Origin of the sequence: Pseudomonas sp. GXM4, from assembly GCF_008923895.1 — a bacterium.
Lineage (GTDB): Bacteria > Pseudomonadota > Gammaproteobacteria > Pseudomonadales > Pseudomonadaceae > Aquipseudomonas > Aquipseudomonas atacamensis.
Genome location: NZ_WBRZ01000163.1, coordinates 1 through 12,890 on the forward strand (window position 1 = coordinate 1; position 12,890 = coordinate 12,890).

At 61.9% G+C, this 12,890-nt stretch carries 14 protein-coding genes and 2 pseudogenes; 5 read left to right on the forward strand and 11 right to left on the reverse strand.

Going from position 1 to position 12,890, the window contains the following annotated elements; translation table 11 throughout:
• Positions 1–71: 71 nt before the first annotated feature.
• Positions 72–836: a helix-turn-helix transcriptional regulator gene (locus F8N49_RS18760; RefSeq protein ID WP_151552076.1), complete on the reverse strand. Its 765-nt coding sequence runs from the start codon at positions 834–836 to the stop codon at positions 72–74.
• Between the two features lie 146 nt (positions 837–982).
• On the opposite strand from F8N49_RS18760, the gene F8N49_RS18765 reads away from it, so the two are divergent.
• The gene (locus F8N49_RS18765; protein ID WP_016775403.1) at positions 983–1,210 is read left to right on the forward strand and encodes a DUF6555 family protein; all 228 of its coding nucleotides are present in this window, start codon (positions 983–985) and stop codon (positions 1,208–1,210) included.
• 49 nt (positions 1,211–1,259) lie between these two features.
• Positions 1,260–1,532 (forward strand): hypothetical protein, encoded by a 273-nt coding sequence (locus F8N49_RS18770; RefSeq protein WP_071172989.1) that lies wholly within the window; start codon positions 1,260–1,262, stop codon positions 1,530–1,532.
• Positions 1,533–1,554: 22 nt separating this feature from the next.
• Here the strand turns inward: F8N49_RS18770 and F8N49_RS18775 are convergent, their stop codons facing one another.
• The 3 genes from F8N49_RS18775 to F8N49_RS18785 all read right to left on the reverse strand — a co-directional run bounded on the left by F8N49_RS18775 (position 1,555) and on the right by F8N49_RS18785 (position 2,935).
• The gene (locus tag F8N49_RS18775) at positions 1,555–1,722 is read right to left on the reverse strand and encodes a metallothionein (RefSeq protein ID WP_016775405.1); all 168 of its coding nucleotides are present in this window, start codon (positions 1,720–1,722) and stop codon (positions 1,555–1,557) included.
• Between the two features lie 271 nt (positions 1,723–1,993).
• Positions 1,994–2,446 carry a DMT family transporter gene (locus F8N49_RS18780; RefSeq protein WP_016775406.1) on the reverse strand — a complete coding sequence of 151 codons (453 nt, stop codon included), beginning with the start codon at positions 2,444–2,446 and terminating at the stop codon, positions 1,994–1,996.
• Positions 2,447–2,449: 3 nt separating this feature from the next.
• Complete coding sequence (locus F8N49_RS18785; RefSeq protein ID WP_016775407.1) at positions 2,450–2,935, reverse strand: DMT family transporter; 486 nt, start codon at positions 2,933–2,935, stop codon at positions 2,450–2,452.
• 113 nt (positions 2,936–3,048) lie between these two features.
• Between F8N49_RS18785 and F8N49_RS18790 the strand changes: the two genes are divergently transcribed.
• Complete coding sequence (locus F8N49_RS18790) at positions 3,049–3,984, forward strand: LysR family transcriptional regulator (RefSeq protein WP_151552078.1); 936 nt, start codon at positions 3,049–3,051, stop codon at positions 3,982–3,984.
• A gap of 201 nt (positions 3,985–4,185) precedes the next feature.
• On the opposite strand, the gene F8N49_RS28635 is transcribed toward F8N49_RS18790, so the two are convergent.
• From F8N49_RS28635 to F8N49_RS18800, 3 genes and pseudogenes are all read right to left on the reverse strand, one after another.
• Entirely contained in the window at positions 4,186–5,007 is an 822-nt protein-coding gene (locus F8N49_RS28635; RefSeq protein WP_370695145.1) for a methyl-accepting chemotaxis protein, read from the reverse strand.
• 84 nt (positions 5,008–5,091) lie between these two features.
• Positions 5,092–6,027: pseudogene (locus F8N49_RS28640) on the reverse strand (cache domain-containing protein); the annotation flags it as partial.
• A 34-nt stretch (positions 6,028–6,061) separates the two neighbouring features.
• The gene (locus F8N49_RS18800) at positions 6,062–7,378 is read right to left on the reverse strand and encodes a Na+/H+ antiporter family protein (protein ID WP_024013513.1); all 1,317 of its coding nucleotides are present in this window, start codon (positions 7,376–7,378) and stop codon (positions 6,062–6,064) included.
• Positions 7,379–8,915: 1,537 nt separating this feature from the next.
• On the opposite strand from F8N49_RS18800, the pseudogene F8N49_RS28645 reads away from it, so the two are divergent.
• Positions 8,916–9,062: pseudogene (locus F8N49_RS28645) on the forward strand (HAMP domain-containing protein); the annotation flags it as partial.
• Positions 9,063–9,164: 102 nt separating this feature from the next.
• Complete coding sequence (locus F8N49_RS28650) at positions 9,165–9,920, forward strand: methyl-accepting chemotaxis protein (RefSeq protein ID WP_371699990.1); 756 nt, start codon at positions 9,165–9,167, stop codon at positions 9,918–9,920.
• Between the two features lie 204 nt (positions 9,921–10,124).
• Here F8N49_RS28650 and F8N49_RS18810 read toward each other — a convergent pair whose 3' ends face one another.
• From F8N49_RS18810 to F8N49_RS18825, 4 genes are read right to left on the reverse strand one after another with little or no spacing between them, the layout of a single operon-like run.
• Positions 10,125–11,438 (reverse strand): sensor histidine kinase, encoded by a 1,314-nt coding sequence (locus tag F8N49_RS18810; RefSeq protein ID WP_122746857.1) that lies wholly within the window; start codon positions 11,436–11,438, stop codon positions 10,125–10,127.
• Positions 11,435–12,103, reverse strand: coding sequence for a response regulator transcription factor (locus F8N49_RS18815; RefSeq protein WP_016775412.1), 669 nt, complete (start codon positions 12,101–12,103; stop codon positions 11,435–11,437). The genes F8N49_RS18810 and F8N49_RS18815 overlap by 4 nt, the downstream gene beginning before the upstream one ends.
• Positions 12,104–12,106: 3 nt before the next feature.
• A complete protein-coding gene (locus F8N49_RS18820) occupies positions 12,107–12,418 on the reverse strand; it encodes a PepSY domain-containing protein (protein ID WP_151552080.1) in 312 nt (103 codons plus the stop codon).
• Positions 12,418–12,726: a PepSY domain-containing protein gene (locus tag F8N49_RS18825; protein WP_016775414.1), complete on the reverse strand. Its 309-nt coding sequence runs from the start codon at positions 12,724–12,726 to the stop codon at positions 12,418–12,420. The genes F8N49_RS18820 and F8N49_RS18825 overlap by 1 nt, the downstream gene beginning before the upstream one ends.
• Between the last annotated feature and the right edge of the window lie 164 nt (positions 12,727–12,890).

A 12,890-nucleotide genomic window follows, 5' to 3' on the forward strand; every position in this document is an offset into this window, starting at 1 on the left:
TCCGATGAATGCCAAGCCGCCATCGCTGGCAAGCCAGCTCCCACAGGGATCTCACAAATCAGACATTTGTCCTACACAGCAAATTGCGAAGGCGCTACCCCCAGCTCTCGGCGAAACATGTCGCTGAAGCTGCTCGGTGAATAACCCAGTTCGCGAGCAATGACGCTCACCGCCACGCCCTGAATCAACGCTGCCACCGCCGTCGCCAACTGCACCTGGCGCCGCCATTCGGCGAAGCCCATGCCGAGGCTGTCCTTGAACAACCGCGCCAGCGTACGCACGCTGGCCCCGGCGTTTTCCGCATGCTGCTCGAACGGGATCTCCAGCGATGGCGCGGCCATCACGGCCTGACACAGATTCATCAGACGCCGGTCGGACTCATCCGGCAGCGGAATCTTCAACTGCGACCGCCTGGCCCGGCGCAGCTCCAGCAACGCCAGCCCGACCAGCGCCTCGTAATACTCAGCCTCGCCGTCATCGCCCTGCGCCACCAGTCCGACGATCAACTCGCGCAGCAGACCACCGACTTCGATCACCTGCACCGTCGCATCCAGGGTCGCCGCCACCGCCGGGCGCAAGTAGATATTGCGCATCTGCAAATCCGACACCACACGAATCCCGTGCGGCACTCCCGGCGGCAACCACACCGCCCGCTGCGGCGGCACCACCAGCGCTTCGTGCGGGGTTTCCACCCACATCACCCCGCTCATCGCATACAGCAACTGCCCCCAGACATGCTCGTGCGGCTCAATGAACAAACCACGCGGATAGGTTCGCGCCAGCGGTTGCACGGGCACATCGGTGTCGGTCAGATCAGGGGGCGCGGCGAGGGCCATGGCGAGCGTTCACAGGGGGTTGGCGAAGCCGCCATGGTAACCAGCACGCCGCGCACTCGCCAACGATAGATACCGTCGGACAATCCGAATGAATTTTCCCGGCACAGCGCGATCCGTTTAATACCACAGGGAGGAATTCGGGCTTTATGAACAACGCAAAACTTTACGTCATCGACTACACACTGCATGGCACCCCCAAGTCGTTCATTATCCGCTCGGACAAAATGGACAACGCCGAAGCCTGGCATTGGGCAAGCTGCGACGCGGGCGTGGGTCGCATCCCGCGCTTCGGCCGCGAGAAAGTGCAAAAGACCAGCAAACCGATGGCAGAAAAATTCGGTCTGGAAAACGTCACCTGGCGCCAGACCAACTGACCCCACCGCCTTCACCGCAGGCTTGGCAATCGACAGGGGGAATCGACCGATGACCGACACTTATCACCCGGCCCGACTGGACTACGGCCTGACCACCTTCTTCGGCCAGATCACCAAAACGGTGAATTGCGCAGTCGCACTGGAGACGGTTGCGGACGACCCTTACCGCTTCACCCTGTGCGTCCAGGCACCGGTACCGGAAGACCTCCACCAAGCTAAGGTTGTGGTGGTCAAGGTCGAAGGGCGAACACTGCAAGGCACGGTGAGGCACTTTGAGCGACAGGAAGACGACAGTCTGAAAATGGAAGTGGAGCCTGATTAGGCTCCACTTTTTTTTGCCGCGCTTATTTCGGATGAGCGCAACCGCAACCCTTCATCGCACACTCTTCACCGTGTTTGTGGTGATGAGCGCAAGCCTCGCAGCAATAGTGTTTACCGTGTACAGCGTAGGAATGTTCGCCTTCTTTGATCGTGCAGTTGCAGCCCGGGCAGTCGCATTTTTTATCGGACATGGGACAGACTCCTTGCGTGGTGGTTGTCTGAGGCTTGCGAGCAAGCCATAAGGGACAGTGTAGAAGGTGGTATTGCAGGCTGGCCAACTGTTGAGAGATTGGGCGACACAGAGATGGCTTTCGCGAGCAGGCTCGCTGCCACAGGGGTTAACCGCACAAAGCAATGAGCGTTAGCTCAAGTAGCTTTTGATCTTGGTCTCAGAGCCCGTCGGCAGGCTGAGCGGAGGGCAACACCCGCAGCACGGATATGTGCACAGTCAAACAAATAAAATCACTGCGCCTGCCGCGAACTCCGATACATAAACACCAAAGCCACCGCCAGACACACCATGGCCAGCATCCGGCTCGGAGACAAGCCGATCGCCGGATTCCCCAACCAGCCAAAATTGTCGATCAACATCCCCATGCCCAACTGCCCGACAATCACCGCCACCGTCGCCACAGCCGTCCCGACCACCGGCACCGCGCCAACCATCACCATCATGTACACCACGCCGAACAGCGCCCCGGTCAACTGCCATTTCGGCACCTCAAGCAGACTCACCGCCTGCGCCGGCTCGAAAAACAGAATCAACAACCCGGTCACCACCGCGCCCACCGCAAAGGTCAGCAGACTGCTACGCAGCACCCCCACCGTCTCACCCAGACGCCCATTGATCGCGGCCTGCACACTCAACACCGCACCGGCCAACACCACCACCGCCAACAAAATCACCAGACCCATCACTCACCCCCGCGCAATCAGAACCAAAGCCACCACAATCAAGCCCAACGCCAGCCAGCGCTCGCCGTTGACCTTCTTGCGCGTCGCGCCGAACCAGCCGAAATGGTCGATCAGCACACTCTTGCCGACCTGACCGGACAAAATCGCAATCATCGTCATGGCGATGCCGATATGCGGCGTCGCCAGCGTCAGCACCACTACGTAGATCGGCCCGAGAAACCCGCCGATCAACTGCCAGCGCGGCAACTCGGTCAGTGCCGGACCTTTCTGTGGGCCGGCGAACAGCAAGAGCAAAAACAGGATCGCCGAACCCACGCCGAAGATGCTCAACGTCGCCCACAAATGCCCCACCTGCTCACCCAGCGGCCCCAGCAATCCGGCTTCTACCGATAAGCCCATGCCAGCGAGGATCACCAGCGGCAGCAACAGCAGACGCAACACCGATCTTTTTACCGGTGCAGCAACCACCCCTTCATCCAACGTCTGCATACATAACCTTCCACGCTCAAAAACAATGGCGCGGATTATCGGATGGCGCCGCTGTGCGATAAATGGGAGCATCCGGACAACACTTTTGCGCAATACGCACAGCGAGACACAGCATGCACGGGCTCAACGAACTCGGATTCAAAGCGTTAAGGCTGTTTGTAGCGGTCCTCGACCACGGCAGTTTTTCCGAAGTCGCCCGCCGCGAAGGGGTCGCGCCCTCCTCCATTTCGCGGCAGATCCAATTGATGGAACAGGCGCTCAACCAGCAATTGCTCTACCGCCACACCCGCGCCGTCACCCCGACCGAAGCCGGGCGCACGCTCGGCCACCATGCGCGGCTGCTATTGGTGCAACTGGAGGAAGCCGAACAGGCGTTGCAGGAACAGCAAAGCGAACCCACCGGACTGGTGCGCATCAACGCCCCGGTGGTGTTCGGCCAGCGCCATCTGACGCCCTGGCTGGGCGAGCTCTGCGCGCGCTATCCGAAGCTGCAACTGGATATCCAGCAAACCGACCATTACGTCGACCCGCTACAGGAAGGCGCCGACCTGCTGTTTCGCATCGGCGCGCTGCACGATTCAAGCATGCAGGCACGCATTCTGGCGCCGCACCGTTTTCAGGTCGCCGCCAGCCCGGCCTACCTCAAACGCCACGGCACGCCGCAGCACCCGGACGAACTCGCGCAGCATCAGTGCCTGGCCTACAAAGGCGCGGCCGGTCAGCAGCGCTGGTTTTTCCGCCGTGATGGCGAGGACTGGACGCCGTACACGGTCAGAGGCCCGATCACCGGCAACCACGCCGACACCCTGACCCAGGCCGCCCAGCAAGACCTCGGGCTGGTGATGTTTCCGTCGTGGCTGATTGGCGAAGCGGTGCGCGAAGGCACGCTGGTGCCGGTGCTGGGGGAATATCAGGTGTCGAACAGCCTGGAACCGCAGCAAATCGCGGTGCTGTGGCCGGGGAGCCGACGGTTGTCGGTGAAGGTGAGGACGGTGATTGATTTTTTTGTCGAGTGCTTTGGCGAGATTCCCTATTGGGACAGAGCCTGAAGATCAAGAGCCCCCTCACCCTAGCCCTCTCCCTGAGGGAGAGGGAACCGACCGAGGTGTCCCACCTACTGCATCGACCTGAAAAACCGCGTCGACTATGGATTCAAAGCAGGACTTTCAGGTCGGCGTAATCCCCCAATATTCCCCAATCGGTTCCCTCTCCCTCTGGGAGAGGGCTAGGGTGAGGGGCTTTTCAGGCCATCAGATACGGAACTGCCCCACCAGCTTGCCCAACCGCTGCCCCAGCTCCGCCAGACTGCGCGACGTCTGCGCGCCCAGTTGCGTTTCATCGGCGACGCTGTCCACCGCCACGGCAATCTGATGCACGCTGCGGTTGATCTCTTCGGCCACGGCCGTCTGCTCTTCCGCTGCGCTGGCGATCTGCGCGTTCATCGAGTTGATCGTGGCGATCAACTGCGCCATGGCATCCAGCGATGCACCGGCCTGATTGGCTTGCTGGGACGTGCCATCGCCGGCCTCGCTGGAACGGCGCATGGCCTCGACCGCCTGCTGCGTGCCGGCCTGCAAGCGATCGATCATGCCCTGGATTTCCTGGGTGCTGATCTGCGTGCGGCTGGCCAGCGCGCGCACTTCGTCCGCAACCACCGCAAACCCGCGCCCGGCCTCACCGGCACGTGCCGCTTCGATCGCGGCGTTGAGCGCCAGCAGGTTGGTCTGTTCGGCAATCGAACGAATCACGCCAAGCACGCCGACAATCGAACTGACGTCCTGCTGCAAGCTGTCCAGCGACACGCCGCTGTTGCGGATATCGTCGACCAGCGCATGAATCTGCTTGATGCTGCCCGCCACCACGCGCTTGGCGCTCTGGCCTTCTTCATCGGTCTGCTGAGCGGCGACGGCGGCGTTCTGTGCGCTCTTGGCGACTTCCTGGGCGGCGGCGGACATTTCGTTGATCGCCGTGGCGACCTGATCGGTTTCGTGGCGCTGACGCTCCATGGCCTGATCGGAACGCTGCGCCTGTTCCGAGACTTGGGTGACCAGCCCGGTGAGTTGCGTGGTCATCTCGGTGATCTGCCGCACCAGGCCGTGGATCTTGTCGACGAAACGATTGAACGAGCCGGCCAGTTCGCCGAGTTCGTCCTGACTGGTGATGTTCAGGCGCCGGGTCAGGTCGCCCTCGCCTGCCGCGATGTCGTCGAGGTTGGCTTTCATCAGGGTCAGCGGGCGCAGAATGGTGTTGGCCAGCAGCATGCCCGCCGCCGCGATCACCAACAGCACCAGCACCGCAACGCCGACAATGCTCAGCACCACGCCTTGCACGCGCTCCTGCACTTGCGCCTCGACCTGCGCCACTTGCGCTTCGATGCCGTCGAGGTTGACCGAAGTACCGACCGCCATGTCCCACTTCGGCAGGTATTCGGTGTAGCCGAGTTTCGGCACCAGCACCTTGGCGTTGCCCGGCAGCGGCGAGCTGTATTGCAGATAGTGAGTGCCGTCCTTGGCCACTTTGACCAGGCCGAGGTTGACGTAGACGCCGTTCGGATCGCGGTTGTCCTTGAAGCTTTTGCCCACGCCGTCGGGGTCGTTGGCCTTGAACAGGCGCACGGTCTCGGAGTCGTAGCCGAAGAAGTAGCCGTCCTTGCCGTAGCGGATGCCCGAAAGCAATTTGATCGCCTGCGCCCGCGCCGCGTCGTCGCCCGGTGCGGCGGCGTCGTAAAGCGGTTTGATCGTGGTCATGGCCACGGCGACGTAACTTTGCAGGGTGGCCTTGGCGTCGCTGAGCAGCCGCTCGCGGGTCTGTTCGACCTCCTTGCGCGCCTGTTCCTGGAGGATGAACAGCGTGGTCACGCTGATGACCAGCGCAAAGAGCAGCACCGGCAGAACGGCAAGGGACAGGACTTTAGCCTTGAGACTCAGGCGCATCGGGGGACTCACTCTTTTGATTTTGTTGGCGTGGTTAAAGGCTTTAACGGCACGCCGGAGCAAAAGTTGAGTCCGCAGGCACTGCGTGTCCCTGTGGGAGCGGGCTTGCCCGCGATGGCGGTGTGTCTGAAAGACGAATAACGAATGTGCCGACGCCATCGCTGGCAAGCCAGCTCCCACAGGGTTCAGCGGTTTAGAGAACCATCGCCGCGACCCAGCCAAACACCAGCAGCGGCAGGTTGTAGTGCAGGAAGGTCGGTACGACGGTGTCCCAGATGTGGTGATGCTGGCCGTCGATGTTCAGACCCGAGGTCGGGCCGAGGGTCGAGTCCGAGGCCGGTGAACCGGCATCGCCCAGCGCACCGGCAGTGCCGACGATGCAGACAATGGCGATCGGGCTGAAGCCCAGTTGCACGCACAACGGCACGAAAATAGCCGCCAGAATCGGCACGGTGGAGAACGACGAGCCGATGCCCATGGTCACCAGCAAGCCCACCAGCAGCATCAACAAAGCCCCGACGCCTTTGCTGTGATTGATCCAGGCCGCCGACGATTCGACCAGCGTCTGCACCTGCCCGGTGGCCTTCATCACCTCGGCAAAGCCTGAGGCGGCGATCATGATGAAGCCGATCATCGCCATCATCTTCATGCCTTCGGTGAACAGATCATCGGTCTCGCGCCATTTGACGATGCCCGACACCGAGAAAATCAGGAACCCGACCAGAGCGCCGATAATCATCGAGTCCAGCAGCAACTGCACCACGAATGCCGAAGCAATGGCCACACCGGCGATCATCAGGCTCAGCGGGTTGTAGTGCACCGCCGTCTGCTCGACCTGTTCGATCTTCGCCAGGTCATACACGCGCTTTTTGCGATAGCTGATGAACGCCATCGCCAGGCCGAAAACCATGCCCAGTGCCGGGATACCCATGGCGTGGGTGACATTGATGCCGCTGATGTCGACGCCGCTGCGGGCGACGTTGGCCAGCAGGATTTCGTTGAGGAAAATGTTGCCGAAGCCCACCGGCAGGAACATGTAAGGGGTGATCAGGCCGAAGGTCATGACACAGGCGATCAAACGGCGATCGAGTTGCAGCTTGGTCAGTACATATAGAAGTGGCGGCACCAGCAGCGGAATGAAGGCGATGTGGATCGGCAGGATGTTCTGCGAGGCAATCGCCACCACCCACAGCAGCCCGATCAGCAGCCATTTGACGTTACCGCCGCCGGTTGCATGCTGCCGATCCACCATGGCCAGGGCCTTGTCGGCCAGCGCATGGGCCAGGCCGGATTTGGCAATCGCCACGGCGAACGCGCCGAGCAAGGCGTAGGACAACGCCACGGTCGCGCCGCCGCCCAAGCCGCTGTTGAACGCCTTGAGTGTTGCGTCGATGCCCAGACCGCCGGTCAGACCACCGACCAGCGCCCCGACGATCAGCGCGATCACCACATGCACGCGCGACAGGCTGAGGATCAGCATGACGCCGACGGCTGCTATGACTGCATTCATTTCACTACCTCAAAAAACACTGCGGGTGGAAACACACCGCCAGACAGGATGAGTCCGCCCGGGGTTGGCCGGCGGAGGTGTACAGAGGGTCTTGTTAGAGGGCGCGCACTGTGCCGCAGAGTGGCGGCGCTGTCAAAGCTCCGTGGCGAGGGGATTTATCCCCGTTGGGTGGCGAAGCCGCCCCCGGCAAACTTCAAAACAACCCTATACGCAGGTGTCACGACTGCTTCGCAGCCGAACGGGGATAAATCCCCTCGCCACTGGACCACAGGACCACAGGACCACAGGCCCCGCATGCGGCAATCGGTCATATTGCGCTCACGGCATAAAGAAAGCCGAAACGCGGCCGCTACAGTGCAAAGTCTCAGATATTTATCGGATAAGGATGTTTTCCATGTCGCTCAGACAACTTTCCATCCAGTGGAAAATCACCCTGCTCGCCGGCCTCTGCCTGGCCGGTATCGTGACCCTGTTGGTCGGTCTTTCGCTGTATCGCATGGAACACAGCTCGGCGCTGGTCAAGGCCTCGAGCATGGAGATGCTCACCGAATCGGCGCAGGCGCGGATCGAGTCGCAAGGCGAAGTGCAGGCCGCCGGCATTCGTCAGCAGTTCATGGACGCCTATCAGTACGGCCACGGCTTCTCGCGGCAGGTACTGTTTTTGCGTGAGCAGGCCGAGAAGCGTTTTCTCGATGCCTTCGATCTGCGCGAGGACATGACCCGTCAGGTCAAATCCGCGCTGCAAGCCAACCCGGACCTGCTCGGCCTGTCGCTGGTGTTCGAAGCCAACGCGCTGGACGGCAAGGACGAACTGTTCGCCGATCAGGCTGAACTGGGCAGCAACGACAAGGGCCGTTTCGCCCTGTACTGGTCGCAGCCGACCCCGGGCAAAGTCACCTCGATGGCGCTGCCGGAAAGCGACATGAGCGACACCAGCACCGGCCCCAGCGGTCAGGCCGCCAACGCCTGGTTCACCTGCCCGCGCACCACGCTCAAACCGTGTGTGATCGAGCCGTACTTCTATGTCATCGACGGCCACAAAGTGCTGATGACCAGCATCGTCTTCCCGCTGCTGGTCAACGGCAAAGTCATCGCCTCGCTGTCGGTCGACATCAACCTCAACAGCCTGCAAGCGATCAGCCAGAATGCCAGCCGCAAACTGTATGACGGTCAGACCGCCGTCAGTATTGTCAGCCCCGCCGGCCTGCTCGCCGGTTACAGCCCGGATGCCGGCAAACTCAGCCAGCGCCTGGATGCGGTGGATCAGGCCAGCGGCAGCGAGTTGCTGCGCTTGCTCGCCGCGAGCACTGGCGTGAGCAGCCTGCACAGCAACGGCCAGTTGAAAGTGCTGTCGCCGTTCCAGCCGATTCCCGACGGCCCGGCGTGGGCCGTGCTGCTCGATGTGCCGGAGAAAGTCCTGGTCAGCCGCGCCGAAGCGCTCAAACAGCAACTGGATGCGAGCAATACCTCGGGCACACTGATCGAACTGAGCCTCGGCCTGCTCGCCGCGCTGATCGGCCTGCTGCTGGTGTGGCTGATGGCGCGCAGCGTGACCAAGCCGATTCTCGGTGTGGCGCACATGCTTGAAGACATCGCCAGCGGCGAAGGCGACCTGACCCGGCGTCTGGCCTATGACAAGCAGGACGAACTGGGCCAATTGGCCGGTTGGTTCAACAAGTTCCTCGACAAGTTGCAACCGATCATCGCCGAAGTGAAACGCTCGGTGCAGGATGCGCGCAACACCGCTGACCAGTCCTCGGCCATCGCCACCCAGACCAGCGCCGGCATGGAGCAGCAATATCGTCAGGTCGATCAGGTCGCCACCGCTTCCCACGAAATGAGCGCCACCGCGCAAGACGTTGCGCGCAGTGCCGCCCAGGCCGCCGAAGCTGCCAAGGACGCCGACCGCGCCACCCGTCAGGGCCTGACCGTGATCGACCGCACCACCGCAAGCATCGACACCCTCGCCGCCGACATGAGCGCAGCGATGGTTCAGGTCGAAGGCCTGGCCGCCAACAGTGAGAAGATCGGCACGGTGCTGGAAACCATCCGCGCCATCGCCGAGCAGACCAACCTGCTCGCTCTCAACGCCGCCATCGAAGCCGCCCGCGCCGGTGAGGCCGGACGCGGTTTTGCCGTGGTCGCCGACGAAGTTCGCAACCTTGCGCGCCGCACTCAGGAGTCGGTGGAGGAAACCCGCCAGGTCATCGAGCAATTGCAGAACGGCACGCAGGAAGTGGTCGGTTCGATGGGCAACAGCCATCGTCAGGCTCAGGGCAGTGTCGAGCAGGTTGGCCAGGCCGTCACCGCGCTGCGGCAGATCGGCGATGCGGTGACGGTGATCAGCGACATGAACCTGCAAATCGCCAGTGCTGCCGAAGAGCAGAGCGCGGTGGCTGAGGAGATCAATAACAACGTGGCGACGATTCGCGATGTGACCGAATCGCTGTCCGGGCAGGCGAATGAATCGGCGCGCGTCAGCCAGTCGCTTAACAGCCTGGCGAATCAGCAGCAGCGGTTGATGGATCAGTTTCGCGTTTGATGCACGAGAGCGGGGTGTCAGTTGCAATCCCCCCTCACCCCAGCCCTCTCCCCCAAGGGGGGGCGAGGGGGAAAGGGAGCCGATCTTCATGCCATTCAAGTCCTGAGTTCGACTCGGATTTCAAGTGGGTGCATCTCTCAAGAACAACACAATCAGTCCCCTCTCCCTCTGGGAGAGGGTTAGGGTGAGGGGCTTTTCAAGGGCTCACCGCTTAGGCAGTTCAATCACCACTTTCAACCCGCCCCACTCGCTTTCCCCCAGCACCAGCAAGCCACCCCACGTATCGACAATATCCCGCACGATCCCAAGGCCGAGCCCATGCCCGTGGGTCTGCTCATCCAGTCGCGTGCCACGGCTGAACACCTGAGACCGCTGCTCCTCGGGAATCCCCGGGCCGTCATCTTCCACGCTCAGGGCAAAGCCGTCAGACCGTTCGATCACACTCAAGCGCACCTCGGCATCGGCCCATTTGCAGGCGTTGTCGAGCAGGTTGCCGAGCAGTTCGAGCAAATCCTCGCGGTCCCACGGCAGTTGCAAACCCGGCGGTGCGACGTAGCTCAAGGCCAGATGCTCGCCGTGAATCATGTTCAGCGTCGCCAGCAACCCCGGCAACTCGGCATCGCAATCGAACAACGCGCCGGGCAGCGCATCCCCCGACAACCGCGCGCGATTGAGTTCGCGATTGAGGCGCTGCTGCACCTGTTCCAGTTGTTCCTTGAGAATTTTGCGCAGCTCGGGATGGTCATCGAGCTTGTCGCTGGAGGCCAGGCTGAGCAGCACCGCCAACGGGGTTTTCAGCGCGTGGCCGAGGTTGCCCAAGGCATTGCGCGAGCGCTTGAGGCTGTCTTCGGTGTGGGCGAGCAAATGGTTGATCTGCGCCACCAGCGGCTCCAGTTCCACCGGCACCTGATCGTCGAGTTGCGAGCGCTGGCCCTGTTGCAACTGAGCGATCTGCTCGCGCGCGCGCTCCAGCGGTTTCAGCGCGCGGCGCACGGTCAGGCGTTGCAGGAACAGGATCAGCAGCAACGCCGCCAGCCCCAGGCCGAGGCCGATCTGGCGCATGCGCTGGAAGCTGTCGCTGACCGGCGTGTAATCCTGGGCGACGCTGATCGAGATCGACTGACCCAGGCGCCGATAGTCCGAGCGCAATATCAGCAAGCGTTGCCCGCCCGGGCCCAGTTGCAGGTTGCTGTGCAGCCCCGGGTGTTGCAGCAGCGGCAGTTCCTGATCCCACAGCGAGCGCGAACGCCAGTGGCTGTCGGAGAAATCGATGCGAAAGTAATGCCCGGAAAACGGCCGCTGATAGGCCGGCGAGAGGTGCCGCTCATCCAATTGCAAACCTTGCGGGCCGCGCACCAGCGCCACCAGCAGGCTTTCGCTGTCGTTGCGCAGGCCGGCTTCGAGGTAGCGCTGCAAACCGACTTCGAACAACCACAGGCTGGTTTGCGCCAGTACCAGACCGACGATCACCATCACACTGATCAAACCCAGGCTCAAACGGCGCTGGATTGATCTCATGAAGCTTGCCCGCCGAACAGGTAACCCTGACCGCGACGGGTTTCGATCACGCTTTTGCCGAGCTTGCGCCGCAGGTGATTGACGTGCACTTCGAGGACATTGGAGTCACGCTCGGTCTCACCGTCGTAGAGGTGTTCGGCGAGGTGGCTTTTCGAGAGGATCTGTTCGGGGTGCAGCATGAAATAGCGCAGCAGACGGAATTCAGCGGCGGTCAGCTGAATGTCGGCGCCGTCGCGAACCACGCACTGGCGACCTTCGTCCAGATGCAGGCCGGCGGCTTGCAGGGTCGGCTGGTTGGCCTGGCCCTTGGAGCGGCGCAACAGTGACTGAATGCGCAGGTACAGCTCTTCCGGATGGAAAGGTTTGGTCAGGTAATCGTCAGCGCCGGCCTTCAGCCCTTCGATGCGCTCGGCCCAGGAATCACGCGCGGTCAGGATCAGCACCGGAATCGCCAGGCCGGCGGCGCGCCACTGCGCCAACACGTCCAGCCCCGGCACGCCGGGCAGGCCGAGGTCGAGGATGATCAGGTCATAGGGCTCACTGCTGCCCTGATACACCGCGTCCCGGCCATCGGCCAGCCAATCCACCGCGTAGCCTTGGCGTTGCAGGCCGGCGAGCAATTCGTCGGCCAGCGGTACGTGGTCTTCCACCAGAAGCAAACGCATCGATCAATCTTCCTTGTCTTTGACTAACTCGCCGGTATCGGCCTTCAGGTGCAGCTCGCGCGCCACGCCTTCGACCGTCAGCAATTCGACTTCGTAAATGTACACGTCGTGTTTTTCTTCCAGCTCGACTTCCAGCAGTTTGGCGCCGGGGTAGCGATCCATGGCCTGCTGCAGCACTTGCTCCAGCGGCAGGATCACGCCATCGCGACGCAGGGCCAGCGCCTCGTCCTGATCGAGGTCGCGAGCCATGGCCGTACTGCACAACAACACCAGCGCCAGCGCCGTCGGGCGGGTGGCGCGACTATTCAGCTTCATTACGTATCCTGATGATCCCTGAGCACTTCACCATCGACCGCGTTCAACTCCAGATCCCACTTCAGCCCTTTCGGGTCGCGCAGTTCGATCTGGTAAATGAACTTGCCGTACTCTTCCTCCAGCTCGGTTTCGGTGATTTCCGAACCCGGGTGTTTTTCCAGCGCGATGGCGTTGAGCTTCTCGAAGGAGACGATAGTACCAGCGTCGCGCAAACGAAGCGCTTCGTCAGGACCGAGATCGCGCGCCAGCGCAGTGTTGGCGCCAAGGCCGAGGATCGAGGCAGTGGTCAGGGCAGTCAGGGTTTTCATGGGTGTCTCCGAATTCTTATATGTTGCTTACGGTGGGCACCATAGCGGGATCAACTTAACTGAAACTGAATGGCCATCATTGTGCCCCTCAGTCCGATCGTTCCCACGCTCCGCGTGGGAATGCCTCAAGGGACGCTCCGCGTTCCCATGGGACGCAGAGCGTC

Excerpts from the sequence above, each read along its gene's own strand:
- F8N49_RS18760 (WP_151552076.1), bottom strand. The coding sequence starts at position 836 with ATGGCCCTCGCCGCGCCCCCTGATCTGACCGACACCGATGTGCCCGTG.
- F8N49_RS18765 (WP_016775403.1), top strand. The coding sequence starts at position 983 with ATGAACAACGCAAAACTTTACGTCATCGACTACACACTGCATGGCACC.
- F8N49_RS18770 (WP_071172989.1), top strand. The coding sequence starts at position 1,260 with ATGACCGACACTTATCACCCGGCCCGACTGGACTACGGCCTGACCACC.
- F8N49_RS18775 (WP_016775405.1), bottom strand. The coding sequence starts at position 1,722 with ATGTCCGATAAAAAATGCGACTGCCCGGGCTGCAACTGCACGATCAAA.
- F8N49_RS18780 (WP_016775406.1), bottom strand. The coding sequence starts at position 2,446 with ATGGGTCTGGTGATTTTGTTGGCGGTGGTGGTGTTGGCCGGTGCGGTG.
- F8N49_RS18785 (WP_016775407.1), bottom strand. The coding sequence starts at position 2,935 with ATGCAGACGTTGGATGAAGGGGTGGTTGCTGCACCGGTAAAAAGATCG.
- F8N49_RS18790 (WP_151552078.1), top strand. The coding sequence starts at position 3,049 with ATGCACGGGCTCAACGAACTCGGATTCAAAGCGTTAAGGCTGTTTGTA.
- F8N49_RS28635 (WP_370695145.1), bottom strand. The coding sequence starts at position 5,007 with ATGACCACGCAACTCACCGGGCTGGTCACCCAAGTCTCGGAACAGGCG.
- F8N49_RS18800 (WP_024013513.1), bottom strand. The coding sequence starts at position 7,378 with ATGAATGCAGTCATAGCAGCCGTCGGCGTCATGCTGATCCTCAGCCTG.
- F8N49_RS28650 (WP_371699990.1), top strand. The coding sequence starts at position 9,165 with ATGGAGCAGCAATATCGTCAGGTCGATCAGGTCGCCACCGCTTCCCAC.
- F8N49_RS18810 (WP_122746857.1), bottom strand. The coding sequence starts at position 11,438 with ATGAGATCAATCCAGCGCCGTTTGAGCCTGGGTTTGATCAGTGTGATG.
- F8N49_RS18815 (WP_016775412.1), bottom strand. The coding sequence starts at position 12,103 with ATGCGTTTGCTTCTGGTGGAAGACCACGTACCGCTGGCCGACGAATTG.
- F8N49_RS18820 (WP_151552080.1), bottom strand. The coding sequence starts at position 12,418 with ATGAAGCTGAATAGTCGCGCCACCCGCCCGACGGCGCTGGCGCTGGTG.
- F8N49_RS18825 (WP_016775414.1), bottom strand. The coding sequence starts at position 12,726 with ATGAAAACCCTGACTGCCCTGACCACTGCCTCGATCCTCGGCCTTGGC.